General features: G+C 62.2%; 24 protein-coding genes. 18 read left to right on the top strand and 6 right to left on the bottom strand.

Going from position 1 to position 26,833, the window contains the following annotated elements; genetic code table 11:
* Positions 1 to 309: 309 nt before the first annotated feature.
* Positions 310 to 1,983, bottom strand: a complete 1,674-nt coding sequence (locus tag AC6UAL_RS05940; protein WP_500682452.1) for a sulfatase — start codon at positions 1,981 to 1,983, stop codon at positions 310 to 312.
* Positions 1,984 to 2,161: 178 nt separating this feature from the next.
* Positions 2,162 to 3,463 carry an aminopeptidase P family protein gene (locus tag AC6UAL_RS05935; protein ID WP_500682451.1) on the bottom strand — a complete coding sequence of 434 codons (1,302 nt, stop codon included), beginning with the start codon at positions 3,461 to 3,463 and terminating at the stop codon, positions 2,162 to 2,164.
* A gap of 345 nt (positions 3,464 to 3,808) precedes the next feature.
* Between AC6UAL_RS05935 and ribH the strand changes: the two genes are divergently transcribed.
* From ribH to AC6UAL_RS05850, 17 genes are all read left to right on the top strand, one after another.
* Positions 3,809 to 4,342 carry a 6,7-dimethyl-8-ribityllumazine synthase gene (gene ribH, locus AC6UAL_RS05930; RefSeq protein ID WP_500682450.1) on the top strand — a complete coding sequence of 178 codons (534 nt, stop codon included), beginning with the start codon at positions 3,809 to 3,811 and terminating at the stop codon, positions 4,340 to 4,342.
* Between the two features lie 86 nt (positions 4,343 to 4,428).
* A complete protein-coding gene (locus AC6UAL_RS05925) occupies positions 4,429 to 5,307 on the top strand; it encodes a transcription antitermination protein NusB (RefSeq protein ID WP_500682449.1) in 879 nt (292 codons plus the stop codon).
* A gap of 170 nt (positions 5,308 to 5,477) precedes the next feature.
* A complete protein-coding gene (gene ftsY, locus AC6UAL_RS05920; protein ID WP_500682448.1) occupies positions 5,478 to 6,326 on the top strand; it encodes a signal recognition particle-docking protein FtsY in 849 nt (282 codons plus the stop codon).
* Between the two features lie 23 nt (positions 6,327 to 6,349).
* Positions 6,350 to 7,462 carry a dual-specificity RNA methyltransferase RlmN gene (gene rlmN, locus AC6UAL_RS05915; RefSeq protein WP_500682447.1) on the top strand — a complete coding sequence of 371 codons (1,113 nt, stop codon included), beginning with the start codon at positions 6,350 to 6,352 and terminating at the stop codon, positions 7,460 to 7,462.
* Positions 7,463 to 7,755: 293 nt separating this feature from the next.
* Positions 7,756 to 8,166: a glucosaminidase domain-containing protein gene (locus AC6UAL_RS05910; RefSeq protein ID WP_500682446.1), complete on the top strand. Its 411-nt coding sequence runs from the start codon at positions 7,756 to 7,758 to the stop codon at positions 8,164 to 8,166.
* 305 nt (positions 8,167 to 8,471) lie between these two features.
* On the top strand, positions 8,472 to 9,461 hold the full coding sequence (locus AC6UAL_RS05905) for a glycosyltransferase family 10 domain-containing protein (RefSeq protein ID WP_500682445.1): 990 nt from the start codon (positions 8,472 to 8,474) through the stop codon (positions 9,459 to 9,461).
* A gap of 152 nt (positions 9,462 to 9,613) precedes the next feature.
* On the top strand, positions 9,614 to 10,273 hold the full coding sequence (locus tag AC6UAL_RS05900; RefSeq protein ID WP_500682444.1) for a hypothetical protein: 660 nt from the start codon (positions 9,614 to 9,616) through the stop codon (positions 10,271 to 10,273).
* Between the two features lie 84 nt (positions 10,274 to 10,357).
* Positions 10,358 to 11,206 (top strand): D-hexose-6-phosphate mutarotase, encoded by an 849-nt coding sequence (locus AC6UAL_RS05895; protein ID WP_500682443.1) that lies wholly within the window; start codon positions 10,358 to 10,360, stop codon positions 11,204 to 11,206.
* Complete coding sequence (locus AC6UAL_RS05890; protein WP_500682442.1) at positions 11,203 to 11,910, top strand: SanA/YdcF family protein; 708 nt, start codon at positions 11,203 to 11,205, stop codon at positions 11,908 to 11,910. The genes AC6UAL_RS05895 and AC6UAL_RS05890 overlap by 4 nt, the downstream gene beginning before the upstream one ends.
* Before the next feature lie 16 nt (positions 11,911 to 11,926).
* Complete coding sequence (locus tag AC6UAL_RS05885; protein WP_500682441.1) at positions 11,927 to 13,477, top strand: thiamine pyrophosphate-binding protein; 1,551 nt, start codon at positions 11,927 to 11,929, stop codon at positions 13,475 to 13,477.
* Positions 13,478 to 13,538: 61 nt separating this feature from the next.
* Positions 13,539 to 14,507, top strand: a complete 969-nt coding sequence (locus tag AC6UAL_RS05880; protein WP_500682440.1) for a hypothetical protein — start codon at positions 13,539 to 13,541, stop codon at positions 14,505 to 14,507.
* A complete protein-coding gene (locus tag AC6UAL_RS05875; protein ID WP_500682439.1) occupies positions 14,504 to 15,559 on the top strand; it encodes a hypothetical protein in 1,056 nt (351 codons plus the stop codon). Before AC6UAL_RS05880 ends, AC6UAL_RS05875 begins: the two co-directional genes overlap by 4 nt.
* Before the next feature lie 9 nt (positions 15,560 to 15,568).
* The gene (metK, locus tag AC6UAL_RS05870) at positions 15,569 to 16,747 is read left to right on the top strand and encodes a methionine adenosyltransferase (protein ID WP_500682438.1); all 1,179 of its coding nucleotides are present in this window, start codon (positions 15,569 to 15,571) and stop codon (positions 16,745 to 16,747) included.
* A 173-nt stretch (positions 16,748 to 16,920) separates the two neighbouring features.
* Positions 16,921 to 19,635 carry an isoleucine--tRNA ligase gene (ileS, locus tag AC6UAL_RS05865; protein ID WP_500682437.1) on the top strand — a complete coding sequence of 905 codons (2,715 nt, stop codon included), beginning with the start codon at positions 16,921 to 16,923 and terminating at the stop codon, positions 19,633 to 19,635.
* A 179-nt stretch (positions 19,636 to 19,814) separates the two neighbouring features.
* The gene (locus AC6UAL_RS05860) at positions 19,815 to 20,543 is read left to right on the top strand and encodes a signal peptidase II (RefSeq protein ID WP_500682436.1); all 729 of its coding nucleotides are present in this window, start codon (positions 19,815 to 19,817) and stop codon (positions 20,541 to 20,543) included.
* 93 nt (positions 20,544 to 20,636) lie between these two features.
* The gene (locus AC6UAL_RS05855; protein WP_500682435.1) at positions 20,637 to 21,248 is read left to right on the top strand and encodes a hypothetical protein; all 612 of its coding nucleotides are present in this window, start codon (positions 20,637 to 20,639) and stop codon (positions 21,246 to 21,248) included.
* Positions 21,249 to 21,383: 135 nt separating this feature from the next.
* Positions 21,384 to 22,403 carry a LysM peptidoglycan-binding domain-containing protein gene (locus AC6UAL_RS05850; protein ID WP_500682434.1) on the top strand — a complete coding sequence of 340 codons (1,020 nt, stop codon included), beginning with the start codon at positions 21,384 to 21,386 and terminating at the stop codon, positions 22,401 to 22,403.
* Positions 22,404 to 22,901: 498 nt separating this feature from the next.
* Here AC6UAL_RS05850 and metK (AC6UAL_RS05845) read toward each other — a convergent pair whose 3' ends face one another.
* Both metK (AC6UAL_RS05845) and AC6UAL_RS05840 read right to left on the bottom strand, forming a co-directional pair.
* Positions 22,902 to 24,095 carry a methionine adenosyltransferase gene (gene metK / locus AC6UAL_RS05845; protein ID WP_500682467.1) on the bottom strand — a complete coding sequence of 398 codons (1,194 nt, stop codon included), beginning with the start codon at positions 24,093 to 24,095 and terminating at the stop codon, positions 22,902 to 22,904.
* A 101-nt stretch (positions 24,096 to 24,196) separates the two neighbouring features.
* Positions 24,197 to 24,286: a PEP-CTERM sorting domain-containing protein gene (locus AC6UAL_RS05840; protein WP_500682466.1), complete on the bottom strand. Its 90-nt coding sequence runs from the start codon at positions 24,284 to 24,286 to the stop codon at positions 24,197 to 24,199.
* A 286-nt stretch (positions 24,287 to 24,572) separates the two neighbouring features.
* Between AC6UAL_RS05840 and AC6UAL_RS05835 the strand changes: the two genes are divergently transcribed.
* Positions 24,573 to 25,865: a hypothetical protein gene (locus tag AC6UAL_RS05835; RefSeq protein WP_500682433.1), complete on the top strand. Its 1,293-nt coding sequence runs from the start codon at positions 24,573 to 24,575 to the stop codon at positions 25,863 to 25,865.
* Between the two features lie 143 nt (positions 25,866 to 26,008).
* Here AC6UAL_RS05835 and AC6UAL_RS05830 read toward each other — a convergent pair whose 3' ends face one another.
* Positions 26,009 to 26,182: a hypothetical protein gene (locus AC6UAL_RS05830; RefSeq protein WP_500682432.1), complete on the bottom strand. Its 174-nt coding sequence runs from the start codon at positions 26,180 to 26,182 to the stop codon at positions 26,009 to 26,011.
* The gene (locus AC6UAL_RS05825) at positions 26,179 to 26,649 is read right to left on the bottom strand and encodes a hypothetical protein (RefSeq protein ID WP_500682431.1); all 471 of its coding nucleotides are present in this window, start codon (positions 26,647 to 26,649) and stop codon (positions 26,179 to 26,181) included. The genes AC6UAL_RS05830 and AC6UAL_RS05825 overlap by 4 nt, the downstream gene beginning before the upstream one ends.
* Positions 26,650 to 26,833 lie beyond the last annotated feature (184 nt).

Below are 26,833 nucleotides of genomic sequence, written 5' to 3'. Positions count from 1 at the left end.
ATCGTTGAGGCAAGCCCGCTTTTCCCGCCGCGGAAGAGCGGGCTTCTTTTTGCCGACTCCGCGGCGCCGCTGCATCGGCAGCCGCAGGCGAGCCGCCGCCCTGCCGCTTCGCTCGGCTTATCCGGCTTGTCCTGCTTGTCCGGCTTGTCCTGCTTGTCCTGCTTGTTTCGGAGTTGCCGCCTGCGGGGGCTCCGGCAGGCAAGCGCGGGAGAATCGGCATGAAGCGTCATGCAAAAAAAACGAGCCCGCCGCAGGGCTGGCTCGGAGAGGGGGCAGGGGCCGGGCCGAAGGCCTCGGCTTGTGCGCGGGTTACTTCTTCGGCAGATTCGGGCTGTCGGCCGGCAGCGGCACCGCAGAGCCGGCCGGTGCGCCGACGGGATTCCCCGCCTTGTACACGGGCATTTGCGCGTCGCATTGGCGGAGTTCCTTGCTGAGCAGCTTGGCGAGTTCGCGCACTTTTTCGGGCATCTTGGCTGCCAGATCATTTTTCTCGCTGATGTCTTCCGCGATGTTGTAGAGCTCAAACTTCTGCGGCACGTGGCGGTAGATGAGCTTCCAGTCGCCCTGGATGACGGCAGACTGCGGGCCGTACCCCGTTCCCTGCCCGGCGCCTTCGCCCCAGATGTTCGGCAGATGGAAGACGAGGGGACGCTCACCGTTGATGCTCTCGCCGCGCAGGGCGGGCACGAAAGACACGCCGTCGACCTTCTGCTCCGTGCGGGGCAGCTTCTTGTAGCCCGCGATTTCCAGCAGGGAGGGGAAGAAATCCTCGACGATGACGGGCGAGCGGTTGATGGTGCCGGCCTTCGTGACGCCGGGCCAGTAGGCGATCATGGGTTCGCGAATGCCGCCCTCATAGAGGGAGCCTTTGCCGCAGTAGAGCGGGTAGTTGGCGTGGCGGTCGCCGGTGCGCGTGCTGCTCGAAAGCGCGAGGCCGCCGTTGTCGGCCATGAAGATGATGACCGTGCTCTCCGTCAGGTCGTTTTCCTCCAGCCAGTTCATGAGGTCGCCGAGACTCTTGTCCATGCCTTCGATGATGGTGCTGTAGTTGCGCTCCACCTGCGACCAGGGGTGCGAATCGTTCGGGTTGTCGTAGTTGCCGACGAAGCGCTGATCGGGGTTGTTGAGCGGGCAGTGCACGGCATAATGGCTCATGTAGAGGTAGAAGGGCTTGCCCTTCTCCTTCGGGTCGTCGTTGAGCGCGGTGAGGCGCTTGAGGGCTTCTAGCGTGAGGGCCTCGGTCAGGAAGACGTCGTCTTCGTAGTAGTTGTTTTCATCCAGACCGCAGACGTGGAATTTGTTGCGCCCGTAGTGATCGCGGCCGAGGTAGCTGCCGGGGCCGCCGATTTCCGTGCCGGCGATGTTGTAGTCGAAGCCGAAGTTTTTGGGATCAGCCCCGGGGGTGTCGCGGCTGCCCCAGTGGGCTTTGCCGCAGTGAATGGTGGTGTAGCCGCGCTTTTTGAGGAGTTTGGGCAGGGGGGTGCAGGTGGCGTAGGGGCGCTTCATGCTGTAGTCGATGCGCTCGCCGGTGATGGGCTTGGTGGTGCTTCCCTTGGCTTTGACGCGCTCGGGCTGCAGGCCGTTGACGGCCCAGTCGGGCGGGGTGATGGCCTGATGCCCGGCGTCGGTCGAGGTGTCTCGCTCGAGCGTCCAGTTGGTGACGCGGTGGCGGGCGGCGTTCATGCCGCTCATCATGCTGCATCGCGTGGGGGAGCAGATGGCCGAGGCGTAGGCGTTGGTGAAGACGACGCCCTTATCCGCCAGTTTCTCCATGTTGGGCGTGCGGTAGCGGTCGTTGAGGTAGGTGCGGATGGGCTTGCCTTCTGCGTCGCGCCAGAAGGGCAGGGAGCTGTCTTGCCAGCCCATGTCATCGACGAGGAAGAAGATGATGTTGGGCTTTTTCGGGTCTTTCGATGCGGCCTCTGCCGTGCTGAATCCGCCGAGGAGCAGGGCTGCCGCTGTCAGTGTCGCGAGTAATTTCATGAGAGGTGGGGGATGGTGAGGGCCGGCTGCATGCCCGCCCGCTCCTCGGAGTTTAGCAGATGCGCTCCCGCAACTCAAGGATATAGTGCCGGACCTTTCTCGATGACGCAACGCCCCCGAGCCCGGCGGCGGGCTCGGGGGCGCGGGTGCTGAGGGATGCGCGGGTCGGAGGCGCGGCTCAGGCCTGCTCGGACATGATGCGCTCGATGTCGGCAATGTCGAGCGGGGCATTGGGAATCAGGTCTTCCGTGCCGTCGGCGGTGATGAGCACGTCGGTCTCGATGCGCACGCCGATGCCTTCTTCGGCAATGTAGATGCCCGGCTCAATCGTCCACACCTGATTGACGGCGAAGACGGGGTTGTTCGGGGCGACGTCGTGCACGTCGATGCCCAGCGAATGCGAGGTGCCGTGCATGTAGTAGCGGCGCACGGCGGGCGGGTCGGCGGGGTTGACGGCGATGTCGGCCTTGCTGATGAGCCCCAGCTCGAGCAGTCGCTCGGCCATGAAAGCCCGCACCTGTTTCTCGTAGTCGAGGCGGGCGACGCCGGGGCGCATGATGCTGCGGGCGTAGCGGTGTACGGCCAGAACGGCGTTGTAGACGTCTCGCTGCCGCGGGGTGAATCGGCCGTTGGTCGGCACGGTGCGCGTCATATCCCCGGCGTAGCCGCCGTATTCGGCGCCGATGTCGAAGAGGATGAGGCTGCCGTCTTCGCAGACCTTGTGGTTGCTGATGTAGTGCAGAACGCAGGTGTCTTGCCCGCTCGCGATGATGGGCAGGAAGGAGAACTTGCGCGCGCGGCGGCGGATGTAGGCGCGGCTCAGATCCGCCTCCAGCTCCCATTCGCCGACGCCGGGGCGAATGCCGCGCAGCACGTCCGTGAAGCCTTCGCCCGTGATGCGGCAGGCTTCGCGCAGCTGGGCGATTTCTTCCGGCTGTTTGACGAGGCGCATGGCGGTGAGGGTGTCGTAGAGGGAGCAGAGCTCGGCGTCGGGGTAGGAGGCTTTGAGCGCGGCGGCCATGCGCTCGTTGCGGGTCTGCACGTAGGTGTAGCGGCGCGGGTGGTTGTCGCGCTCCAGCCAGATCTGTTTGGCGGAGGGCACGAGCTCGGCGAGCAGGGCGTTGTATGTGTCCGTCCAGCGCACGTCGGAGATGCCCGAGATGGCCGTGGCGAGCTCGCGGGTGAGGCGGGCGCCTTCCCAGATGATGATGCGTTCGTTGGTTTCGCGCAGCAGCAGGATGTCTTGGTGGCTGCCGCCTTGGCCGATAATCATGATCAGCACGCTCTCCTCCTGATCGATGCCGGTGAGGTAGAAGAGGTTGGCGTTCTGGTGGTGGGCCAGGGTGCCGTCGGCGTTGGTGGGGTAGATGTCATTGGCGTGCACGATGACCAAGCTGCCGGCGGGCAGCTGAGCAGCCAGTGCATCGCGGCGCCCGCTGTGAAAGCTCGCGGGCATGGGCGTGTAGCGCAGTGTGTGCATGGTTGAGAATCGGTTGGTTCGCCGTGAGTATACGCCGATGGCGCAGCGGCTGCAACCCGAAATTGTGTCGTGCGGGGTATCGCGGGGGACGCGCGGGGTGCCGTGCGGCGTGGCGTGGGAGAGTGCCGTGCGTTGCGCCGTGGCGGACGCGCGCGTTGCGCCGCGGGGTGCCGTGGGAGTGCTGCGGGGGGCGCGGGGTGCTGCGGGGTGCCGCGGGGTGCCGCGGGAGCCGCCGCTGCCGCGGCGCGTCTGAAATTCGGCCGCTGCGCGTCGTCGCGGGGTTTTGCTCTTGACGAATACCTTGCAGCGTGCTAGATTAGCGCCGCCTGCGAGTTTCAGCCTGCCATGTCCACAGAACTTCCCCAGCGCCAGCAGCCCCGTCACGGCAAAGGCCGCATCACGATTGTGTGCGCCACGTACAATGAGAAGTACACCGATGCCCTCTTGCAGAACTGCCTAGACGAGCTCGAGGCGGTGGCTCCGCTGGTGCGCGTGAGCGTTGTTCGCGTGCCGGGCGCCTTCGAGGTGCCGCTGATGGTGAAGCGCTCGATTTGCGGCCCCGGCGTGTCGGACGACAACCGCCCCGATGCCGTGATTGCCTTGGGCGTGATTTTGCGCGGCAGTACGGCTCATGCCGACCTCATCGGCAGCAGCATCACGCAGCAGTTGATGAGCATCGGTTGCGACACTCTGGTGCCCGTCATCCACGAGGTTTTGCTGCTCAATGATGAGCAGCAGGCCTTCGCCCGCTGCATCGCCTCGACCCTCAACCGAGGGCGCGAGGCGGCGCGAGCTGCCGTCGCGATGCTCGAGGTGATTGATGCACCGCGCGTCGGCCCGCTGCGCCACTCGCCGCCCCGCCGGGGCACCGGCTTCTGACGGCTGAGCCGGAAGATCTCAGCCTTCCCGATGCAGGCTGCCCGCTGCGCCTGCGTTTGCAACATCTATCAGACTCCTGCCCATTCATGTTATCACCGGTTATCGTTCGCAAATACGCTCTGAGGCTCCTCTACGCCATGTTTGAAAACGGGGACAGCCCCGAGAGCTTTGACTACGCTTCGTTCTGGGAGCTGGCTCAGGAGTCGGAGCGCGAGCGTTTCGCCAAGGCGCGCGCCAAGTCCGTCCTGCACTGCATGCGGACTCAGCCGGATGCTCACCGCTTGGTCGAGCTGCGCATTGCGGCGGCTCTGGAGGGGACGCGCGGCGACCTCACGGCCGCTTCTCTGCGCGAGCAGCTGGAGGGATACCTGAGCCGCTCCGCCGCCCTGGGCTCGGCGCTCAAGGCTCTCAGCTACAGCCTCAATGATAAGCGTCGCGACGGCGTCGGGCAACTGGATCTTTGCTGTGCGGATCTTTGTGCGCTCGCGGCGACGCTCGTCGAGATGGGCGAGACTCTCAGCACTCTCTTTGCCGATCGCCCCGATTATCGCCTGCTGCTCGAGCCGGTGGCGGTGGTGCTGCGCCGCCGCAAGGCTGATCTGAGCTGCTGCGCGTCGCTGCGCACGCCGGAGTTGCTCAAGGCTGACGCGGAGTATGCGTCTCTCGCGGAGAGCTGCGAGAAGCTCAGGGCTCTGCCGCGCGAGACGGAGGCTTACGTGCGCGACCTGCTGCGCCACCGCTCGCGCTACGATGAGAAGATAGCCGCCGCGCTCGAGCACTACACCCCCGAGCGCGTCGATACGGTAGATCGCTGCATTCTTTACCTAGCGCTTTACGAGCTGCTGGTGCACGGGCTCAAGGTGCAGATTGTCGTTGCCGAGGCAACGGCTCTCGCCCATGAATACAGCGGCCGCAAGAGTGCTCCCTTCGTGCACGGCATCATTTCCGCCGTGGCGAATGCCTGAGGGCGGGCGTCGGCGCACGACCTGCATGCCCGCATCACCGCTTGTTCGCAGCCATCTCCCTTCCGCTCCGCGCTCCTTCTCCTTCCTCCCCCTCCTGAAATTACCCTCCCTGAAATCACTTTTACCCGAAGTCACTTTACCCGGAATCACCCCACCCGCCGCACGACGATATGGCCAACTTTTTCACACGTCTGATAGATAAGTTTCTCGGTGAGCCTCAGATCGACTGGGATGAGATGGAGGCTGATCTCATTGCGGCGGACATCGGCGCGAAGCGCGTGCTGCCCCTGATTGAGGAGCTGCGCGAGCGCGATGAGCACGATGCCCGAGAAATCGCCGCCTTCATCCGCGGCCGGCTCCGCTCGGCCTTCCCGGCCCAGCTCCCGCAGCTGCCTCAGCCCAAGGACGGCCGCCCCTGCGTGCTGTTGCTCGTCGGGGTGAACGGCGCGGGCAAGACGACCACCGGAGCGAAGCTCGGCTACGCGCTGCAGCGGCAGGGACGCAAGGTGCTGCTTGCCGCCGCCGATACCTTCCGCGCTGCCGCCGTCGAGCAGCTGGCAAGCTGGGCCGATCGCCTCGGACTGCCGCTCTACAAGGGACGGCCGAATCAGGATCCCGCTTCCGTCTGTTACGAGGCCCATACCAAGGCGTTGGCCGAGGGCGTGGACTACCTCATCTGCGATACGGCGGGGCGTCTGCATACGCGCCACAACCTCATGGAGGAGCTGGCGAAGATTCGCCGCTCCATCGCCAAGCAGGATGCCGATGCGCCGCACGCCTGTTACCTCGTGGTCGACGCAACCACCGGCGCCAATGCCCTCATGCAGGCGCGCGAGTTTCACAAAGCCGCGCCGCTCGATGCCGTCATTATCACGAAGATGGACGGTTCGGGCAAGGGCGGCGTGGCCGTGGCGATTCAGGATGAGCTGCAGATTTCACCCATCTTCCTCGGTGTCGGTGAGGGGAAGGATGACCTGCGTCCCTTCGCCGTTGACGAATACGTCAACACCATCCTCTGACGCACCCTCCGCTCCTCCGCGCCATGAGCGATGAAGCCTCAGCCCCAGCCTCCGCCGCCGCCCCCGAGCCCTCGGGGCTGCGCCCCTGCCTGCTTGAATACAACCGCGACGCTCTCGTCGCTCTGCTGGCGGAGCTCGGTCAGAAGCCTTTTCGCGCCGCGCAGCTGATGGAGTGGATGTGGAAGCACCGCGCCGCCGATTTCGCGTCGATGAGCAACCTGCCGCCCGCGCTTCGCGAGCAGCTCGCCTCGCGCTTCCGCCTGCGCCCGCTGGAGCTCGTCGAAGTCTCGCAGAGCGGCAGCGGCGCCACCCGCAAGTTTCTCTCGCGCCTCGGTGACGGGCATCTCATTGAATCCGTCATCATTCCCGCCTCCGAAGGGCAGGGGGGAGCGTTGAGCAGCCGCCTCACCCTCTGCGTGTCATCGCAGGTGGGCTGCGCCTTTCGCTGCCGCTTTTGCGCCAGCGGCCTGCTCGGCTTTACGCGCCACTTGACGGCTTCGGAGATTCTCGCGCAGATTCTGCTGGCGGAGCAAATCGCCGGCGAGCGCATCGACAACCTCGTCTTCATGGGGATGGGCGAGCCGCTCGACAACATCGACAACCTGCTCAAGGCCCTCGGCATCATCCTTGATCAGCAGGCGCTCAATATCGGCGCGCGCCACATCACCGTCTCGACCTCCGGCAACGTGCCCGGTCTTCGCCGCCTGGCGGCCTTCGGCAAGCCGCTGCGCCTGGCCGTCTCGCTGCACGGCGCCGATGACGCCGTGCGCGATCGCGTCATGCCCGTCAACCGAAAGTGGCCGCTGCGCGAGCTCATCCCCGCGCTCAAGGAATGGACGCGCACCAGCAAGCACATGGTGACGCTCGAGTACATCCTCATCAAAGATGTCAACGCCATGCTGCCCGAGGCGCACAAACTCGCCGCCATCGCCCGCGAGCTTCGCGCCAAGGTCAATCTCATCCCCTACAACACCGTCGAGGGTCTCCCTTGGGTGCGCCCGAGCGAAGCCGAGTGCCGCGCCTTCTGCCGCGCCCTGATTGCCGAGCGCATTCCCGTCACGATGCGCTACGAAAAGGGACACGACATCAACGCCGCCTGCGGGCAGCTGCGCCTGCGCCGCGAACAGGGGCGCTGAGGGCCGCCTGCCGCGCCCGAATCGCTCGCTTCTGTCATAAAACGGGCGAAACGCGGTGAAAAAGCGGGTAAACGGAATAACGAAACGGGTGAAAATCGACTACTTTGGCGCCTTTCTTATCTGCTTGTCTTAGCGTTTTATCAACAAGGTATTATCGTGAATAAAAAGCCCGTGTGCAAGCCGGGAATTTCCTTAACGTAAATTAGATGTTATCAGTGTAACACGGCATCATTAAAGCTCTTGTCGATTTTCTGTTGACAATTTCAACCTTCCGTGCTAGGATGCGCCGCGACATGAAGTTAGCATTGACGATTCTGACGGCTGTCGTGCTGATGGGAGTGCCGATGGGCGAGGCAGCTGATGCTGTCACGGACCTGCGCCCCGTCATCAAACAGGCAGCAGAAGCCAATGGAGTGGACCCCGTGTTGATGGAAGCCATCATCAGGCTTGAGTCGGGGCATGCCACCTCACGTGCCGCGCGCACCAAGAACAACCTTGCCGGCATCATGGGCCGCAAGGGACAGCGCCGCTACGAGAGCAAAGAAGCTTGTGTGCACGATCTGGGACGTATTCTGGGCAATTATCGCGACAAGGGACGTGTGACCGTCGAGCAGATCGGTCGCCACTACTGCACCAGCTCGCGCATGTGGACGCGCGAGGTGAATGCCCAGATCCGACTGATCCGGAGCGGCCGCTACGACTGAAGCCGCGGCTCAGGTAGACAACACAACATCGAATCAACAACCTTCAGGGGAGGGGAGGCTCGCGTGAGCCTCCCCTCTCTGCGTTCGGTGCCCGGCGGAGACTCGGCGGCCGGGGCCTTGCGCGCCGAAGAAGCGTGCGGTCGGCGCCGACCCCACAAGCGGTGATGAGCGGTGATGAGCGGTGATGAGCGGAAGATCTTACGGGTATGAAATATCTTGCAGCAACGCAGGATATAGGCTAGAATAGCGGAGCGCGGTTGAGGCACGGAAGGCAAGCCGCGGTCTCGAACAGCATCTTCGTCCCCATGAACCAGACCCTACCCACCATACGCACCTGCAGTTGTGATCTGCCGGAAAGCATCTGCGACCCCTGCGCCTACCTTCCCGATCTTGCGGCGGTTTGCAATCCCGTGATTGATACCCGAAATCCGCAGCTGGTCGTCTATTCATGCTTCTCGCGGAATTTCACGCGGATGCCGGAGAATGCCCGGCGGCTTTTTCTCTGCCTCGAGAACGTCCATCCGAACTTCAATGAGTGCGACTACGCCATCTCCTGCCAGCCCATGAGCTACGGGGATCGCTACCTGCGCATTGCTCCTTGGGAGTACGGTTTTGATCTGAGCGGCATCAATGATCGCGCGCCGCAACTGGCGGAAGCCAAGACGCGCTTCTGCAATTTCATCTATTCGAACAACAAGGCGCGCTACATCGGCACGCGCGAGCGCCTCGACTTCTGCAAGCAGCTCATGGAGTACAAGCATGTCGATTGCCCGGGGCGGGTGCTGCACAACATGGAGGCGCCCGAGTTGGGAGGCCGCTACTCGAATGTCCGTTCGTCGAGCAAGCAGAGCTTCATCAGGCAATACAAGTTCACCATTGCTTGGGAGAACACCTACGGCGAAGGCTACTGCACCGAGAAACTCATCGAGCCCCTTCTGGCCGGCTCCGTGCCCATTTACAAGGGCTGCATCCCCGAATGCATCAACCCCAAGTCCGTCATCAACGTCGATGACTTCCGCAGCACCGCCGAGCTGATTGCCTACATTCGCTATCTGGATGAAAATGACGAAGCCTACCGCAGCATTTTGGCCGAAAAGCCCCTGCTCGACGGCTTTGATTTCGACTGGCGCAGCCGACTGCGCGCCTTCCTGCGCAACATCGTCGAGCATATTGACGTGCCGCGTTGCCGCGCGCCGTTCAGGCGCGATACGGAGTGGCTCGTGCTCAAGGAAGCCGGCGGCCTCGGCCGCGCCGGTATGGCCGTCACGGCCGCCTTCCGCCGCCTCTTCAAGTGAGGGGCGCCCGGCGCATCGCGTCGGGAGAATCGCGTCCGGCGGAAGCTCGGGGGCATCATCGGTGGCTCTGAGCAGCAAGGCACAGCGCGGAAGTCGCCCCCGGCGGAAAAAAGGTTTGCCATGTGCGGGTGAAACAGCTATACTGAGCGCTGATGAGATACGCGCTTGCCTTGGCTCTGTTGCTCACCGCCTGCCATTCCGTGCGGACGGTGTACGACGAGTACGGCAATGAAGTCAAGGAGAAAGAGCCCGGCAAGGAGACGGACATCATGTCGAGCTTCGAGGAGCGCATCAACTCGGGCTTCAGCCTCAAGAAGAACGAGGACGGCGTGCCCGAAGCCGTTTCTCACCGCGTCAGCCGCTATCAAAAAGACCTCAACAGCGCCCGCGGCACCGAAGAGCGCTACGGCACGTCGCGCTACAGCGGCGGCGGCGAGAGCGCCTTTGCCGACCGGCACTACGACGGGAGGCGCGAGTACGGCGACCGCCGCGAGTTCACCGGCGGCCGCACGAGCTCGTACAGCAAGGATCTGCGCCCCGACTTCATGAACGGCAGCCGCGGGCTGGCTCATGAAAATTACAGCGGCAGCGACAGCCGCTCGGCGCTCGAAGGGCAGGCCATGTCCGGCACCGACGTCGTCTACGGCACCTCGGGCAGCAGCTACCATCGCGAGACGGAAAGCGGCTACTTTGAAACCCGGCGCGACCGCACGCCGGCGCCTCCCGTCCGCAACTACCGCGACTACTACAACAAAAACATCATGAACACCCGCTCCATTCTGGGGCGAGACAACAGCGATCCGGACCAGTGAGCGCTGCGCGCGGAAACGGCGGAGCGACATGACCCGCTTACCGCTTGCCTGACGCGCTGCAATCTGATACAATGGCGCCGAGCCATGGTCACCACCGAATATCCGCACGGAGAAGACTTTCCCGTTATCCGCATCGAAACGGCGCTGTGCAGCGCCGAAGTATCCCTTTACGGCGCTCAGCTGCTCAGCTGGACGCCCGCCGGGCAGCAACCCGTCATCTACATGAGCCCTCGCGCCGTCTTTCGCCGGGGGAAAGCCTTGCGGGGCGGCATCCCGATCTGCTGGCCCTGGTTCGGCAAGCACCCGCAAGACGCCTCGCTGCCGACCCACGGCGTCGCGCGCACCTCGCTCTGGCAGCTCGCCGCGCAGGAAGAGCAGGAAGACGGTCGCGTGCGCCTGCTGCTGGCTCTGCCGCCGGCGGACAACATGACTCCCAGCGCAGCCCTCGCCATGGAAATCGGCAACGAACTGACCCTGAGCCTCATGACCATGGACGTGCCGCAGGCCATGCACTTCTCGGCCGCCATGCACTGCTACTACGCCGTGAGCGACTACGAGAAGATCGCTCTGACCGGGCTGGAGGAATGCGCCTTCACCGAGTACGCCGCCAAACCCGTGCCTCACCTCGAAGACCCGCTCATCCCCGCCGGCAACATCGACCGCATCTACTGCCCCGTCTCGGAAAACGCCGAACTGACGATTCACGACCCGGGCCGGAAGCGCAGCATCCGCATCAGCCGGGCAGGCTCCGGCTCGTGCATCGTCTGGAACCCCGGCGCCGAACTGGCCGCCGGCATGCCCGACCTCGGCGAGGGAGAGCAGCAGCACTTCCTCTGCGTCGAGACCGGCGTCGTTCCGGCTGAAAACATCATGCTGCGCTGCGGCGAGACTCACGAGCTGACCACGCGCATCCAAGTGATACCCATTGATTGAGACAGACCGCCGAGCCGATCATGCTGTCGCTGCGCCTCAGATACACGCGCCTCATCGTCGCCGCCTTCCTCGCCCTCCTGCTGGCGGGCTTGCTGGTGGCGGCGGCCGAAGCATACACGCTCATCATGGCCGACGCCCACTGCCACAGCAGTGCCGCGCAGTGCGGCGACGATAAGCGCGTCGGGCTCGTGCTCGGCTGCTCGAAGAAAATCGGCCCCTACAACAACCTCTACTTCATTTACCGCATCGAAGCCGCCGTTGAACTCTGGCAGGCCGGCAAGCTCAGCTGCATCATCGTGTCGGGCGACAACAGCAGCCCCTACTACAACGAGCCGCGAGACATGCGCGAGGCCCTCGTCGAGCGCGGCGTGCCCCGCGAACTCATCATCGAAGACTTCGCCGGGCTCTGCACCTACGACTCCGTCGTGCGCGCCAACAGAATCTTCGGGGCAGACAAAATGCTCATCGTCAGCCAGCCCGGCCACGTGCGCCGCGCCGTCGCCATCGCCCGCAGCATGGGGATAGACGCCGAGGGATACGAAGCCTCCGAGCGAGGCATGGGGCGCAGCAGCCGCCTGCGCCAAGCCCTGCGCGAGCGCTGCGCGCGCATCTCGATGCTCTACGACCTCATCTCTCAGCGCGAACCCCTGCACATGGGCAGCCCCGTTGCCCTGCCGCAGCCCGACGCCGCCACCCCGAACTGATACGCCGCCTCCCCCCATGAAAAACCTCATCGCCTGCTGCACCATCGGCGGCCTTGCCGAGTGGGTCTGCTGCCCCGGAGAACACAACGGCAACGCCATACGCGCCCTGGCCGACTGCCCGCTCATCCACCGCTGGAGCCAGAGCGATGAGCGCACCGCCGCCTACTTCGCCATCGGGCGCATGCAGGCCACCGGCCGCCCCGTCGCCGTCGTTGCCGGCAGCGGCACGGCAGCCGCCGCCCTCGCCCCCGCCGTCGTCGAAGCCTATTACCAGCGCCGCCCCCTCGTCATCGTCACCGTCGAGCCCGCCGAGCACGCCGGAGCAGCCGCCCGCCCGGGCTGCATCGAACACGAGGGCATGTTCGGCATGTACGCCCCCAGCCTCGACATCACGCTGCCCTGCGCCGTCTCCGACCTGCCCGACCTCGCCGGACTCTTCAGCGAAGGCTTCCCCATCCACCTCAACATCTGCATGGGCGAAGGCGTCGCCCTGAGCGGCGACTACAGCACGCTGGAGCCCGGGCCGGCCCCGCAGGCCCCGCGCTTCCACGGCTCGCTCGTCGAACTCTCCCAGATGCTGCGCTTCCGCTCGCGCGAGGGTCTCGTCTTGATCATCGGCGCCCTCGAACCCGGCGAACAGGAACCGGCCCTCTGGCTGGCGCAGACCCTGCGCGTCCCCCTGCTGGCCGAAGCCTCCAGCGGCCTGCGCGAAGAACTCTCGGCTCTCTTGCTGCACGGCGGCGACGACTGGCTGTGCAAGAGCCCGCCCCGCTACGTCCTGCGCATCGGCGACGTGCCAACCGGGCGCTTCTGGAAACAGCTCGAGCAACTGCCGCAGACCGACGTCTACTCCGTCACCCGCACCGGCTTCTCCGGCCTGAGCCGCCGCAGCCACGTCATCGAAGGCGACCTTGAACAAATCATGAAAGCCCTAGGCGACGTGCCCCACGTCGGCGACGTCAATCGCCTCCTGAGCCGCAGCCGTCACCACGCAGGGCAGGTGGAAGAAGCCATGCTGGCCGCGCCCGAATCGGAAGCCGCCATGGTGCGCTACCTCTCCAACCACGTCTGCATCGCCGACGTCCTCTGCCTGGGCAGCGGCAGCTGCACCGAGCTCTGGAACCGCTACGCCCAGCTGCGTGTCCCCACCGTCTACCTGCGGGCCAACACCGCCAACAGCGGCAGCGACGGCACCATCGCCGCCTTCCTCGGCAACGCCGCCGACGCATCCCTCGCCTGCTGCCTCACCGGAGACCTCGCCCTCCTGCGCGACCTCGGCGCCGCGAGCCTCCTGCCGCAGCTTTCTGCCGGCAAACGCATCGTCGCCGTCCTCAATAACGGAGGCGCCGGCCTCGCCGACCGCCCCGAACTCGATGACGAGCTGCGCCGCCTCATGGTGCAACCGCCGCCGTACAACCTCGCGGAAGTCGCCCGACTCTGGGGCGCCGAATACTACGCCGTCTACAGCGAAGCCGACTTTGAAGTCCTCGACAGCTTGGATGACAACGCCTTCGCCCTGCTCGACATCAGAGCCGACAGCGCCGGCCTCGGCTGCCGCCTGAGCTGATTTCGACACAGCCGCCGATTGAGCTTGAAGCGCACCCCCTCAGCTGCTACACTAACGACGCATGAAAGCCGGCTCACCATACCTGCACCCCCATCGCCCCGAAGCCGTCTGGGATGTCTCCGGCGCCTTCGTCGATGATCGGGAGCTCGTGGCCTTTTACGAGTACTGCCGCGACGCCCTCTCCCTCGAGCCCTTTCACATCGTGCACGGCGCTCCCCTCTGCCCGTGGAACAGCGGGCGCGTCCTGTCGCACATGATGCGCGAAGCGGAAGACATCCGCGAAGCCGGGCTCGCCTACGCTAGGCTCGGCATCAGCGTCTACCTCACCTTCACCAACCTGCTGCTCGGCCCGCGCGAACTCAAGGACCCCGTCGGGCATGCCCTCTGCCGATTCTTCAGCCGGAACAACCCCACCGCCCGCAACGCCGTCATCGTCGCCAACGACGGGCTGCGCGAACTCATCCGGCGCGAGTACCCGGAGCTGCGACTGGTCTCCTCCGTCCTGCACATCACCAACAACGAGCCCGTTCGCAACCCCGACGTCTACCGCCGCCTCGCCGACGAATACGACGAAGTCATGGTGCACCCCGACGACGTCCGCCGCCCCGAGCTCTTGGAGAAACTTGAGGATAAGGATAAATACATCCTGATCATCAACGAATACTGCATCCGCAACTGCCCGATTCGCCCCTACCACTACCGCACCCTCTCCGAATACGCCCTCAACTTCCTGAGCTACGACGACTCGCACTTCATGAAGGCCAAAGCCGGCAACGGCTGCGGAGAGCTGCACACCCTGCTGAGCGACGAAACGCGGCGCGTGCTCGCCCTCAACGAGCCGGAACTCGATGCCCTCTACGACATGGGCTTCCGCCACTTCAAACTTCAGGGCCGCGGGCATGCCAACGCCGCGCCCCTGCTCACCGACCTGCTGCGCCTCATCCTGCGCAGCGACACCGCAACGCAAAACAGCATGCACGCCGCCGGCGTTCGCTTCTGGGAATCCCTCAGCCCCGCTTCCCCGAGATGAGAGCACATGCAGACCCAATCACCCGCGCCGAAGCCCGGCAGCGCTGTGCCTTCCTCGTCGCGGACGACATGCCCGACGCACGCTGGATTCTCGAAGGCGCCTTCCGCTGGGACGCCGGACTCATCGAACTGAGCACTCAGCTGGAAGAGCAGGGAGCCCCGAGAATCGTCACCCAGTTTGCGGGCGCTCCGCCCTGCCTCTGGAGCCTCGACTGGCACGAACCCCGCGCCCCCTACAGCCTGAGCCGGGCCGCCGCCCTCATCCGGCAGTACGCCGCGCTCGAGCGCGGACTCACCCTCATCTTCGATCGGCCGCGCATCAGCCCGGACGAACTCAATGACCCCTACGGCATGAAACTCGTCGAGCTGCTCGTGCAAGCCGACGCTCGCCGCAACGCCGTCTGTGTGGCCAACGACGAACTGGCCCGCCGCCTGCGTGCGCGCTTCCCGAAGCTGGCCCTCATCTGCCACGTCAACCGCCTCGTCGCGGAACCCGGCAAGAGAACCCCCGAGCTCTACGAGCGCCTCGGGCAGCTCTACACCAGACTCATGCTGCACCCCGATGACGCCGTGCGCCCCGGCCTGACCGAGCAACTCAGCGCCCCGCTGCGTTTCGACGCCGTCGTCAACGACCCCTGCCTGCGGCATTGCCCCGTGCGGCGCGACCACCTTCAGCTGCTCTCAGCTCGCCGCGCTCGACCCTGCGACATGGAATTGCCCGAGCAAATAGCCCGCCTGTGCGCGCGCGTCGGCTGCCTTGCATCGCCGGGCGCTCCGCTCGCGCCCCCCGGCGAATGCCGCTACAACTTCCTCACGCGGGAGGAATGCCACCGCCTGTACAACATCGGCCTGCGCTGCTTCCACATCCAAGCCCAGCCCTACCGCAACGAGGTCACCCTGCTCTGGGACGCCTTGCGCTGCATGTTCGATTGGCGCCCCGAGCACAGCCACTACTGCGCCGCCATCGCCGTCTCCGTCCTCGCCGGCATCGGTCGGCACCGCGCGGGCCTGCCCAGCGGACTGACACGCTTTCAATCTTCACAGCCTGAATAAAGAACGCATATGAAACACCTGCACATCTTCACCTCGGAATCCGTCGGCGAAGGCCACCCCGACAAAGTCGCCGACCTCATCTCCGACTCCATCCTCGACGCCTGCCTGGAGCAAGACCCCGACAGCCGCGTCGCCTGCGAAACCCTCGTCAAAGACAGCCACGTCATCCTCGCCGGTGAAATCACCACCCAAGCCCGCGTCGACTACGAAGCCATCGTGCGCGACACCATCCGCGCCATCGGCTACCGCAACGCCGGCGACGACCCCGTCTTCAACGCCGAAAGCGTCGACATCACCAACTACCTCTCCACCCAGAGCCCCGACATTGCGCAAGGCGTCGATGCCCGCGAGGCCGACGGCAAAGAAGGCAGCGAGCAGGGAGCCGGCGACCAGGGCATCATGTTCGGCTACGCCTCCAACGAAACCCCCGAGCTCATGCCCGCGCCCATCATGTTCTCGCACCGCATCATGATCGAGCTCGCCCGCGTGCGCCACAGCGGCGAAGTCGCTTGGCTGCGCCCCGACAGCAAGAGCCAGGTCGCCGTCGAATACGGAGCGGACGGCAAACCCTCCCGCATCCTCAACGTCGTGTTGAGCACCCAGCATACCGAAGACGTCGACAACGACACCATCCGCCGCTTCTGCCGCGAACTCATCTGCCGCGTCCTGCCCGCCGAACTCATCACCCCCGAGACCGAATTCTACATCAACCCCACCGGGCGCTTCGTCATCGGCGGCCCCCACGGCGACTCCGGCCTCACCGGGCGCAAAATCATCGTCGACACCTACGGCGGCATGGGTCGCCACGGCGGCGGCGCCTTCTCCGGCAAAGACTGCAGCAAAGTCGACCGCTCCGGCGCCTACATGTGCCGCTGGGTCGCCAAGCACATCGTCGCCGCCGGGCTGGCCGACCGCTGCGAACTCCAAGTCGCCTACGCCATCGGCAAAGCCGCGCCCGTCTCCATCATGCTCGACGTGCAAACCTACGGCACCTCCAAACTGCCCGAAGAAGAAATCATCCGCCGCGTCAACAAAGCCTTCTCCTTCAAGCCGGCCGACATGACCGCCGCCCTCGGCCTCAAGCGCCCCATCTTCAAGCGCACCACCAACTACGGCCACTTCACCAAAGCCGACCTGCCTTGGGAGATGCTCGACGCGCAGAAACTCGAGATCCTCCGCCAAGGCTGAACCTCAGCTCGGAGAATCGCATCCGCCGCGATCCGCCGCCGCTGCCCGAGAACCCATCGGGCAGCGGCGCCGTCGTTTCAGCGGGACAAAATGCACCGTCGGGCGCGAAAGCCTCGTCCCGAAATCTATAATGGTTTGACTTTTCAGAGCGTCGGGCGTATATTAGCGCGCGTATGAGCACGCCCGCCAAGAGCTACAAGAACACAATCTTCCTGCCGGACACCACCTTCCCCATGCGTGGTGACCTCACGACCAAAGAGCCGGCCCGCCTCGAGAAATGGGAGTCAGAGAAGCTCTACGAGCGAATTACGGAGCGCCGCAAGGCGCAGGGAGCTCCGAGCTTCATCCTGCACGACGGCCCCCCCTTCGCCAACGGCGACGTGCACATGGGCACCGCGCTGAACAAAGTGCTCAAGGACATCATCGTCAAGAGCAAGACCATGGCCGGCTACTACGCCCCCTTCATCCCCGGTTGGGACTGCCACGGCCTGCCCATCGAGGCCAAAGTCGTCAAAGAATTCCAAGGCCTTGAGCCCGCCGAGATCCGCCGCCGCTGCACCGAGTTCGCGCTCGGCTTCATCGACCAGCAGCGCGTCTCCTTCCGCCGCCTCGGCGTCTTCGGCGACTGGTTCAACCCCTACATCACCATGCAGCCCGGCTACGAAGCCTGGATTCTGCGCGTCTTTGCCAAACTCGTCGAAGACGGCGCCGTCTACCAGTCGCTCAAGCCCGTGCAGTGGAGCTACGCGCACCACACCGCCCTCGCCGAAGCCGAAGTCGAGTACATGGAGGACACCTCCACGGCCATCTTCGTCGCCTTCCCGATGGATGCCCCCGTCAACGGCGTCACCTGCGACATGGTCATCTGGACGACGACTCCCTGGACCCTGCCCAGCAACCTCGGCATCGCGCTGCACCCCGACTTCACCTACGTCGTCGCTCGCTACGCCAAAGACGGCGCCCGGCGCAACTTCATCGTCGTGCGCGAACTCATCGAAACCTTCTGCGCCAAGACCGGCTGGAGCCTTGAAGAAGAGCTCACCACCTTCAAGGGGCAGGAGCTCGAGAATCGCCATGCCCGCCACCCCTTCCTCGACCGCGACTCGCTCATCATCATGGGCCAGTTCGTGACGACCGACACCGGCACGGGTGCCGTGCACATCGCCCCGGGCCACGGCGCCGACGACTACAACGTCGGCATGCAGTACGGCCTCGGCGTGCTCTCGCCCGTCGATGACGACGGCTGCTACACCGCCGAATGCGGCGTGCCCGCCCTCGTCGGCAAACACGTCTTTGACAGCAACGAAGACGTCATCACCATGCTCGTCGAGCGCGAGCGCCTGCTCGGCCGCGAAGAGTTCACCCACCAATACCCGCACTGCTGGCGCTCCAAGACGCCCATCATCTTCCGCGCCGTCAAGCAATTCTTCATCAGCATGGAGAAACTGCGCCCCGTCGCCCTCGAGCAAATCGACAAAACTCAGTGGCTGCCCGCATGGGGGCGCAACCGCATCTACGGCACCGTCGAAGCCCGCCCCGACTGGTGCATCAGCCGCCAGCGCACTTGGGGCGTGCCGCTGCCCGTCTTCTTCGACGCGGAAGACAAGCCCGTGCTGCGCGCCGACATCGTCCGCAAAGTCGCCGACCTCGTCGAAGAGAAGGGCACCAACATCTGGTTTGAGCTCAGCAGCGAGCAACTCTGCGAGCGCCTCGGCCTGCCCGCCGGCCTCCGCAAGGGCAAAGACACCCTCGACGTCTGGATCGACTCGGGCTCATCGCACGTCGCCGTCCTCGAGACGCGCCCCGAACTCCACGCCCCCTGCGACCTCTACCTCGAAGCCACCGACCAGCACCGCGGCTGGTTCCAAAGCTCGCTGATGCTCTCCTGCGCTTGGCGCGGCTGCGCCCCCTACAAAGCCGTCATGACCCACGGCTTCGTCGTCAACCAAGATCGCAGCAAAATCTCCAAGAGCGCTCAGGGCAGCTACCAGAAGCCCACAAACGCCAAATACTTCTACGAGAAGTACGGCGCCGACATCGTGCGCCTGTGGGTCAGCAGCGTCGACTGGCAGAACGAAGTCCCCTTCGGCGAAGACCTCTTCAAGCAGATCACCGACCCCTACCGCCGCCTGCGCAACACCCTGCGCATCCTGCTGGCCAACCTCAAGGGCTACAAGAGCGAAAAGCCGGCGGAGCTCGAACCCCTCGACGCTTGGATTCTCGAGCGCCTCAACGCCCTCATCCGCGAGGTGCGCGCCGCCTACGAGGCCTACGACTTCCGCAAGGTGTTCACCACCATCAACCAGTTCTGCACCAACGAACTCTCGGCGCTCTACATCGACATCACCAAAGACAGCCTCTACTGCGATGCCGCCGATGCGCCGCGCCGCGTGAGCAAACAGTATGCCCTCTCGCGCATCTTCGACGCCTTGGTCAAACTGCTCGCCCCCATCCTCGCCTTCACCTGCGAAGAGGCTTGGGAGCACGCCGGCCACAGTGACTCCGTGCACGAGCAGGACTTCCCCGAGGCAGACCCCGCCGCCGATGCGGGCCTGAGCGCCACCTTCGCCCGCCTGCAGCAAATCAAGAGCGTCATCCAGGTCGCCATCGAAGCTCAGGTCAAAGCCAAAGCCTTCAGCAAAAACAACGAAGCCGTCGTGCACCTCAGCATCCCCGAGAGCGAGGATGCCGCTGTCGTCGCCCTGCTGGAGAACAAAGAATTCGCCAAAGAATTCTTCATCGTCGCCGACCTTGACCTCAGCCGCGGTGCCGAACTTGCCGCCACGGCTGCCAAGACCCCCTGCGCCATGTGCCCGCGCTGCCGCCGCTACGAGCCCGCCGTCAACGACGAAGGCCTCTGCGCCCGCTGCGCCGCCGTGCTGGGCTGATGCCCCTCTGCCCGTGCTCGCTCCCCGGCGCTTCCGCCGACGGGGAGCGAGCCAGCGGGAGGGAAGGCGCCCCCTCCGGCCCGCCCCTCCTCCGGCCGCCCTTCTCCCTCCCTCCGCGCCTTTCCGCCCTGATCCCTCCTCCCCGATTCACCCACCCCCTCACCCTGCCGAGCGGAACCATGACCACCTCTGCCCCCTCGCGTCGCACCACGATCAGCCTCATCATCCTCATCGTCGTCCTCTACCTGATCGACCAAGTGAGCAAATGGCTCATCGTGTTCAACTTCGAGCCTCCCGTCTACTACACGGATCACGTCTCGGTCTTCGACAGCGCCGCGCTCTGCTTCGACATCGTGCGCGTCCACAACAACGGCGTCGCCTTCGGCTTCGGCAACGGCACCCTCTGGGCTCCCTACGTCTTCCTCGGCGTGCAGCTGGCCGCCCTCGCCTTTCTCATCGTACTCTACCGCCGCGGCTTCTTCTTCTCGCGCCTTCTCCGAGTAGCTTGGGCTCTCATCCTCGCCGGCGTCATCGGCAACATGACCGATCGCCTGCTTCAGGGCTTCTTCCTGCCCGGAGCCGAACAACTCAGCTTTTTTGAAAATCTCAGCCGCGGCTACGTTGTCGACTTCCTCGACGTCGGCCTGCCGTGGATCCACTCGGCCGTCAACCCCGACGGCATGTATCACTGGCCCTCGTTCAACGTCGCCGACAGCTGCGTCTGCATCGCCGCCGCCCTCTTCCTCCTCGTCTCCTTCCTGCCCGGGCAGCGCCCCGACGAAAAAGAAACCAAGGCCCGAAGCCGAGAAACGAACGACCAAGCAAGCGCGCCGACCGCTGAGGCGACTCAGCCGACCGCTGAGCTGACGCAGCCTGCGAGCGGCAGCGACACCCCGCAGCCGAGCTGAGACCTCCGCCGCCTCCGCTCTCTCCGCCTCCTCCGACTCCTCCGACTCCTCCGACTCCCGACGAGCCCCTGATTCTTCACCCGACACCCTCCCATGAAGCCCCTCCTCCTTTTCGCCCTGCTGCCGCTGCTGCCCCTAGCGGCCGTGCCCGCCGCCGCCGACTTCAAAACCGACACCCGCAGCGTCAAGCTGGACTACCTGCAGAACGAAGTCACGGTCATCTTTGAGACCGACGGCGTCGGCATCGAGAAAGTCACCCCCCTCTGCGACTGCATCACGGCGCGCATCGACGGCAGCCGCCTCATCGCCCGCGTCGACAGCTCCAAGTTCAGCCGCGACATCGACAAGCAGATAGACGCCCGCACTGCCGACGGCAAAACAACGCGCCTCACCATCCGCTTCAGCGTCCCCGCCCTCTACACCGTGAGCAGCCCGAGCCTCGTCTGGCAGAAGGGCTCTGCGCGCACGCCGCAGGTGCTCCGCATCACCATCCCGGAAGGCTCGCCCGTGCACAACATCGAGCGAGCCGAACTCGTCGGCAAAGGCTTCGACTACGAGCCCCGCATCGTTCGCAAAGGGCGAGAGTACACCATCACCGTCACCCCGCAGACGACGGCCAAACCCGTGCTCGCGCGCCTGCGCCTCGTCACCGACTGCAGCGACTACCGGGCGCGCTGCACCATCTACCTGCAGGTCAAACGCTGACACCTGCGCCGCTCGGCGGCGCGGCAGGTGCGGGCACAATTCTCACTTGACTTCGCGCCGCCTCTTGTGTAGTCTCGCATCATAGCCGCAGGCGAGCTCGCGCGTCCCTGCGAACCGCCAACGCCTTCTCTCCCCATGTTTCATCACGACCAGCCCCGTCGCTCCCGCCGCCGCACCATCTTCATCCTTGCCGCTCTCGTGCTTCTCGGCGGCGGGGCCGCCGTCGTCCACGGCGGCTTGCTCGGCAATGACAAGGAGGAGAGCGCCGACGCTCGGCGCGACGAGAACCTGTTTGCCGAGGCCGAAGAAATGCTCGCCCGGAAAGACCCCTCGCCGCATGAACTCTACAACCTCGCCGTCAAAATCTACGGCCAATGCAGCGACCACGGCAGGGGCGACCCCTACGTCCTGAAACTCGTGAAGAGCGCGGCCTCCCGCGGTCTGCCCGCCGCCGAGCGCTGCATGGGGCTCTTCTGCCGCATCGGCTTCGCCGGCACGGCGCCGGATCGCCGACAGTCGCGCGATTGGTATCAGAAAGCGGCGGAGGGGGGTGAGCTCGACGCTATGGTGCTGCTGCGCGAAGGCCGCAGCGCGAGCGCCGGGCAGAAGCCGAACAAAGCGCGCACCGAAAAAGCGGCGCCGGCTCCTGCTCCGACCCGCAGCGCCGCGCAGCCTGAACCGCCGGTGAGCAAACCCGCCGCCGCGGAGCCCAAGCCCGATCCCGCCCCCGCTGCAGCCCCTGCCGCGACGCCGAGGCTCAAGCCTCTGCTGCGCCAAGCCGGCCCCGTGGCCGTCAAGCACATCGTGCGGCGCGGCGACAGCGCCCCCAGCATTGCCGCTCAGTACGGCATCAGCGTCGAGATGCTGCGCCGGGCTAATCCCGCCACCGAGCTGAACCAAGGCGCCGTCCTGCTCATTCCCGATGCCGAGGGCCGCATCACCGACGGCAGCCGCCCCGAGCCGCCCGACGCTGCCGATTCGCCCCGTGAACCCGCCGCCGGGCCCGGATCGCACACGGTGAAGGCGGGCGAGACTCTCGGCGGTATAGCGCGCCGCTACGGTGTCTCTCTCTCTGAGCTGCTTCAGGCCAACGGTATGACGGCGGCTGAAGCTTCGCGGATACACGTCGGTCAGGTCATCGTTATTCCCGACTGAGGCGTCGCTGAGTCCCCCCGCGGCGCGGCTTCGATTGCTTCGATCCCCACAACCTACGGGGAATGATGAAAAAGGGCACCCTTCTTGCGAAGAGTGCCCTTTTTTTCAAGGGTGAGCAGTGGGGATCCCCCTCCGGGGCCGCCCCCTTCGGTCTGCTGCGCAGACTGCCCTGCGAGAGGTGTCTCGCGGGCGAAGGGGCGAGGACATGCACTGCATGTCCTCGCCCACGACAACCTGCGCTTGTCGTGGCTTCGATCCCCACAGCCGCAGGTGTATGATGAAAAAGGGCACCCTTCTTGCGAAGAGTGCCCTTTTTTTCGAGGGTCCTTCGAGGGGGTCGAACTCACAGGGACTCTGCCATCATTTTTTGCGGCATTAAAAACAGAAACATTGATATATCAATGTTTTTATTTTGCCAAAACTGCAAAAAATGCCATTTTGGCAGTTTACCGCTCCGTTCGGGCTACAACTCAGACAAATTGCATTTTAATGCTTCGTTCATGCTTTTTGTAACATATCAATACGCTCAGAATTGATTTTCTCCCAAGGCAGGTCGGCTTTGCCAAAGTGGCCGTAATTCGTAGTAGCCGAGAATATCGGATTCTTCAGCCCCAGAGCTTCGATAATATCGGCGGGCTTGAATGAGAACACCTTTTTCACTCGCCTGGAAAGCTCATCGTCAGTTAAGGCTTTGCAATCACTCAAAACCTCAACTGAAACAGGCTCAGCCTTACCTATCGCATAGCTCACCTGAACCTCGCAATGCTTGGCCAATCCTGCTGCCACGATGTGCTTGGCAACCCATCTGCACATGTAAGCTGCGCTGCGGTCAACCTTGCCGGCGTCTTTGCCGGAGAATGCGCCCCCGCCATGGCGCCCTACGCCGCCGTAGGTATCGGCGATAATCTTACGGCCTGTCAGACCGCAATCGGCCTGTGTGCCACCTGTAACGAAGCGTCCGGTGGGGTTGATAAGGAATTGAGTAGAGGGTGATAAAAGTGAGGCTGGGAGGCTGGCGGTGATGACTTGTCGACAAACGCTCTCAAGTTCTTCCCTCGAAACCTCTGGGGCATGCTGAGTACTGAGAACAACGGCGCTGATACGGCTGGGCTTTCCTGCATAATTGTACTCAACTGTCACTTGGCATTTAGCATCCGGGCGAAGCCACTCGTAAGCTTTGCTCTTCCTTGTTTCTTCCAGCTTCCTCATGATTCGATGGGCAAACATGATGGGGGCTGGCATCAGCTCGGGAGTTTCATCGCAAGCGTAGCCGAACATCATGCCTTGGTCACCTGCGCCTTGCTCTTTTCCCGCTCCCGTGTTTTCATCAACGCCGAGCGCGATGTCGGGGCTTTGCTCGCAGATTAGGTTTGTCACGTTGAGGGATTCGGAATTGAATACTGGGTCATCCTGAGCTGTGCAGTAACCGATGCTGCGAACTACGGCTTTCACTATTTGCTCGTAGTCCAGCTTTGCCTTGGTGGTAATTTCCCCGGCAAGGATAACCTGATTGCCCTTTACCAGAGTCTCGCAGCCAACACGGCTTTCTGGATCCTGCTCAAGACAGGCATCGAGGATGGCATCAGAGATAGCGTCTGCAACTTTGTCCGGGTGGCCGCAGCCCATAGACTCGGACGTGATGGATTTGAAGAAAGAACGAACGTGAGTATTGGAATGAAAGTGAGTGTCCATACTTGTGGACACGTGTCAAAAAGAAATCCCGCCCATCAGTATGAAACCTAGGGCGGGTGCGCAATGCGGGGCTTGGTTACCCCACTCGAACTTGTTGCTTATTACTTACGGCGGCGGCGTGCAGCCAGACCTGCGAGAGCCAGCAGGCTTAGCGTTGCCGTAGCTGGCTCGGGTACAACGTTCGGGTTCATTGCAATTACCACTGCCTTGAGGGCATTGTACTCAATAATCAAATCATGAGCCTCAATGGTGATGTTCTCTTGGGCTGTTCGGAGCGTGCAGACTACTGTGTGATAAACTCCGAACTACCGGGAAGATACTTTACGAGATAGTGTTTTTTTCATTCGCAAGAGAATAGGGTGATTTTTGCTTGACTTCAGAGTTGGATGTGACTATCTTGTCTATTGATGGCGAGGTACAGAATGTTTGTGTGATACATTGCCGAACCTGAATTTATATCCTATTTTAAATATGAACATGATAAAGAAAACAGCTATAACAGTAGTAACTTGTCTGTCGTTTTTGCTTGGCTCTGCCGGTACGGCATTCTCTGCTCCTAAGATTGAAATTAAACCGCAACCTCGCCCGGATTTGACCTATAAAACTACACCGGGTGAAGTTGTTTACAATAGTGATAAGAGCTGGGGATATTGGACGTGTAAGGTGTTTGCCCCTCAATATTCCGCGCTTGCCGGGTGGGTTATTTCAGCCTGCGATTTGACGGTATCTTGGAAAGATGGAAAAATAACGGGGTATTCCGAAACGAATCGCACCATTACAGGTGGATATGATATTAATGTAGTGCAAATGGGAGCCCAAAAAACAGGACTGCCGTTATTTATTGTAGAGGCGGGAGTTATAGCGCACGAAAAGAGGCACGTAGAAGACCATTCAAACAAGAATAATTCGCTCCTTTCGTTTGAGGGGGTTGTAGACAGCACGGCATCGACTACCGGTATTATGGAGCGTAGAACTGAGTTGGCGGATCGCATGGAAGCTCTTGCCATGACCGAACAATGCGAGGCGATGAAAAAAACAGCTAAAGATGCCGCTAACAAAGTAAAGAAAATTGAAAAAAATATCAATCGGATGAATAAAATTCAGGAACAACTCAATATTCTGAATGATCCGACAAATCCTAAAAATGCAAAAAAAACACCTGAAAAAATAGAAAAAGAAATAGCGAAGTTAACTAAAAAGTTTCAAAAACTCAGAGATTTAAGAGAAAAAGAAAATTGGGATGCTAATTTGCCGGACTTGAGAGAGGGTGCTAAATTTGCATCATGGACAGATGAACAGTGGGAAAATGCGTTGTTATCGTTAGTTGGCGATAGCAAAATATCATCGAGCGGAACTTTATACAAAGACGCATATATGAAATATGCTAAATCCTTCAATGAGAAGAAAAAAAAGCATGAATTTGTTAAAGTCAACAAACAAGCAAAAGCGTTAACCGAGGCTGTCAGACGGCATGAGCCTGCATTAATGGCATATTTTGAAGAGCATTATAAGAATCATATTGCCGCCGATCCGGACAATTCAGGGTATATACTGGCGGAGTTGCCTGAAAATGTGCGGCCTGTTTGTCGACCTTGCATGATGGGCGATACAATCGGCAACTGCAAATATTCATGGTGTGCCAATGGCAAGGGTAACCGCTGTAAAGATTTCAAATCTCAAAAGGGTGATTATATACCGTTGGATTATAATGACCCCTTGTCACATCATAGAGATGTAATACGCAAGTTTAATCAGAATAAAAAGAAATAAGCACGAATAAAGTATCAGCCTTCCATCCGGGAGGCTGTTCTTTATTACTTGAATGAGTCGCATATTACGCAATAAATTTGCAGCTTCTATTTTGGTGCCAGACGTGGCTTGTGGGCGGCTGAGCAGGTTGCCCTATCCTCTGTTTAATCCTCAGCTTCTCTGGTGAAATGGAAGCTCAGAGAATCAAGTTTTCCATATCGAGCGGTCAGGAACTTGTGCACTCCGAATGGAATCAGGTCTTCGTCAATCTTGACTTCGACTGTTTGATATTCGCCTGTGCTCACCAGCTTGAAGTTAGCTTCGATGTATACGTTCATAATGTGTTGTTGTTGTTTGTTGTGGGAAGATAGCTTGTCAAGGACAGGTAGTATTCGACATCGTCCTTTTCAATGTAGGCAGAGCCGTAATGGGGCGTATCTGTGTTTTCAGGATTGAGACAATCAGCTGCAACTTTTAGCTCCTCCAAGATATCGGTGAACAGCCCCTCCATTTGGCTGATTGTTTCAATTAGCCTTTCGTGGATGCTTTGCAGTTCCTTGTGTTTTATCTCAATTTCCCGATAGTTCTTCTTTCGCTTCGCCGTCCGGACGTGTTTCTTGGCTATAATGAAGAAGCTCTCCTTCAAGTCGTAGTGCAGCTTTATCAGCAGCGCAACTCGCTGGAGGGCTTTATTTGAAAGCTCGAATCTGTACTTGCTTAGAAAGTTGTTACTCATTATTGCTAAACGTTTAGGTGTATCTTTCAGTATAGCACAATGGGGACTTGAGTCCAGAAGTTTTTGCATTTATTTTGCTGTTTTATCCGCTAACTTTCAACGCTTTGCATCTTGCTTTTCATCATCGGTACGCCTGTCAATAAACTCTTCGTTGGCACGCTGCACGAAAGGACAACTCGGCTCTTCTGCTAATTGTGTGGAATGACGCCGCAACAGAGCAGAGAGAAGAAGAGAAAAACAACGCAGGGGGCAG

This window comes from Candidatus Parakkermansia intestinigallinarum (assembly GCF_944389695.1).
In the GTDB taxonomy this organism is placed as follows: Bacteria; Verrucomicrobiota; Verrucomicrobiia; order Verrucomicrobiales; family Akkermansiaceae; genus Akkermansia; species Akkermansia intestinigallinarum.
The sequence above is the reverse complement of the archived record's forward strand: the minus strand, read 5'-3'. Positions and strand labels throughout refer to the sequence as shown.

What these genes read in the sequence shown, in the direction of transcription:
- AC6UAL_RS05940 (WP_500682452.1), bottom strand. Translation starts at nt 1,983, where the DNA reads ATGAAATTACTCGCGACACTGACAGCGGCAGCCCTGCTCCTCGGCGGA.
- AC6UAL_RS05935 (WP_500682451.1), bottom strand. Translation starts at nt 3,463, where the DNA reads ATGCACACACTGCGCTACACGCCCATGCCCGCGAGCTTTCACAGCGGG.
- ribH (WP_500682450.1), top strand. Translation starts at nt 3,809, where the DNA reads ATGTCCACAGAACTTCCCCAGCGCCAGCAGCCCCGTCACGGCAAAGGC.
- AC6UAL_RS05925 (WP_500682449.1), top strand. Translation starts at nt 4,429, where the DNA reads ATGTTATCACCGGTTATCGTTCGCAAATACGCTCTGAGGCTCCTCTAC.
- ftsY (WP_500682448.1), top strand. Translation starts at nt 5,478, where the DNA reads ATGGCCAACTTTTTCACACGTCTGATAGATAAGTTTCTCGGTGAGCCT.
- rlmN (WP_500682447.1), top strand. Translation starts at nt 6,350, where the DNA reads ATGAGCGATGAAGCCTCAGCCCCAGCCTCCGCCGCCGCCCCCGAGCCC.
- AC6UAL_RS05910 (WP_500682446.1), top strand. Translation starts at nt 7,756, where the DNA reads ATGAAGTTAGCATTGACGATTCTGACGGCTGTCGTGCTGATGGGAGTG.
- AC6UAL_RS05905 (WP_500682445.1), top strand. Translation starts at nt 8,472, where the DNA reads ATGAACCAGACCCTACCCACCATACGCACCTGCAGTTGTGATCTGCCG.
- AC6UAL_RS05900 (WP_500682444.1), top strand. Translation starts at nt 9,614, where the DNA reads ATGAGATACGCGCTTGCCTTGGCTCTGTTGCTCACCGCCTGCCATTCC.
- AC6UAL_RS05895 (WP_500682443.1), top strand. Translation starts at nt 10,358, where the DNA reads ATGGTCACCACCGAATATCCGCACGGAGAAGACTTTCCCGTTATCCGC.
- AC6UAL_RS05885 (WP_500682441.1), top strand. Translation starts at nt 11,927, where the DNA reads ATGAAAAACCTCATCGCCTGCTGCACCATCGGCGGCCTTGCCGAGTGG.
- AC6UAL_RS05880 (WP_500682440.1), top strand. Translation starts at nt 13,539, where the DNA reads ATGAAAGCCGGCTCACCATACCTGCACCCCCATCGCCCCGAAGCCGTC.
- AC6UAL_RS05875 (WP_500682439.1), top strand. Translation starts at nt 14,504, where the DNA reads ATGAGAGCACATGCAGACCCAATCACCCGCGCCGAAGCCCGGCAGCGC.
- metK (WP_500682438.1), top strand. Translation starts at nt 15,569, where the DNA reads ATGAAACACCTGCACATCTTCACCTCGGAATCCGTCGGCGAAGGCCAC.
- ileS (WP_500682437.1), top strand. Translation starts at nt 16,921, where the DNA reads ATGAGCACGCCCGCCAAGAGCTACAAGAACACAATCTTCCTGCCGGAC.
- AC6UAL_RS05860 (WP_500682436.1), top strand. Translation starts at nt 19,815, where the DNA reads ATGACCACCTCTGCCCCCTCGCGTCGCACCACGATCAGCCTCATCATC.
- AC6UAL_RS05855 (WP_500682435.1), top strand. Translation starts at nt 20,637, where the DNA reads ATGAAGCCCCTCCTCCTTTTCGCCCTGCTGCCGCTGCTGCCCCTAGCG.
- AC6UAL_RS05850 (WP_500682434.1), top strand. Translation starts at nt 21,384, where the DNA reads ATGTTTCATCACGACCAGCCCCGTCGCTCCCGCCGCCGCACCATCTTC.
- metK (WP_500682467.1), bottom strand. Translation starts at nt 24,095, where the DNA reads ATGGACACTCACTTTCATTCCAATACTCACGTTCGTTCTTTCTTCAAA.
- AC6UAL_RS05840 (WP_500682466.1), bottom strand. Translation starts at nt 24,286, where the DNA reads ATGAACCCGAACGTTGTACCCGAGCCAGCTACGGCAACGCTAAGCCTG.
- AC6UAL_RS05835 (WP_500682433.1), top strand. Translation starts at nt 24,573, where the DNA reads ATGATAAAGAAAACAGCTATAACAGTAGTAACTTGTCTGTCGTTTTTG.
- AC6UAL_RS05830 (WP_500682432.1), bottom strand. Translation starts at nt 26,182, where the DNA reads ATGAACGTATACATCGAAGCTAACTTCAAGCTGGTGAGCACAGGCGAA.
- AC6UAL_RS05825 (WP_500682431.1), bottom strand. Translation starts at nt 26,649, where the DNA reads ATGCAAAAACTTCTGGACTCAAGTCCCCATTGTGCTATACTGAAAGAT.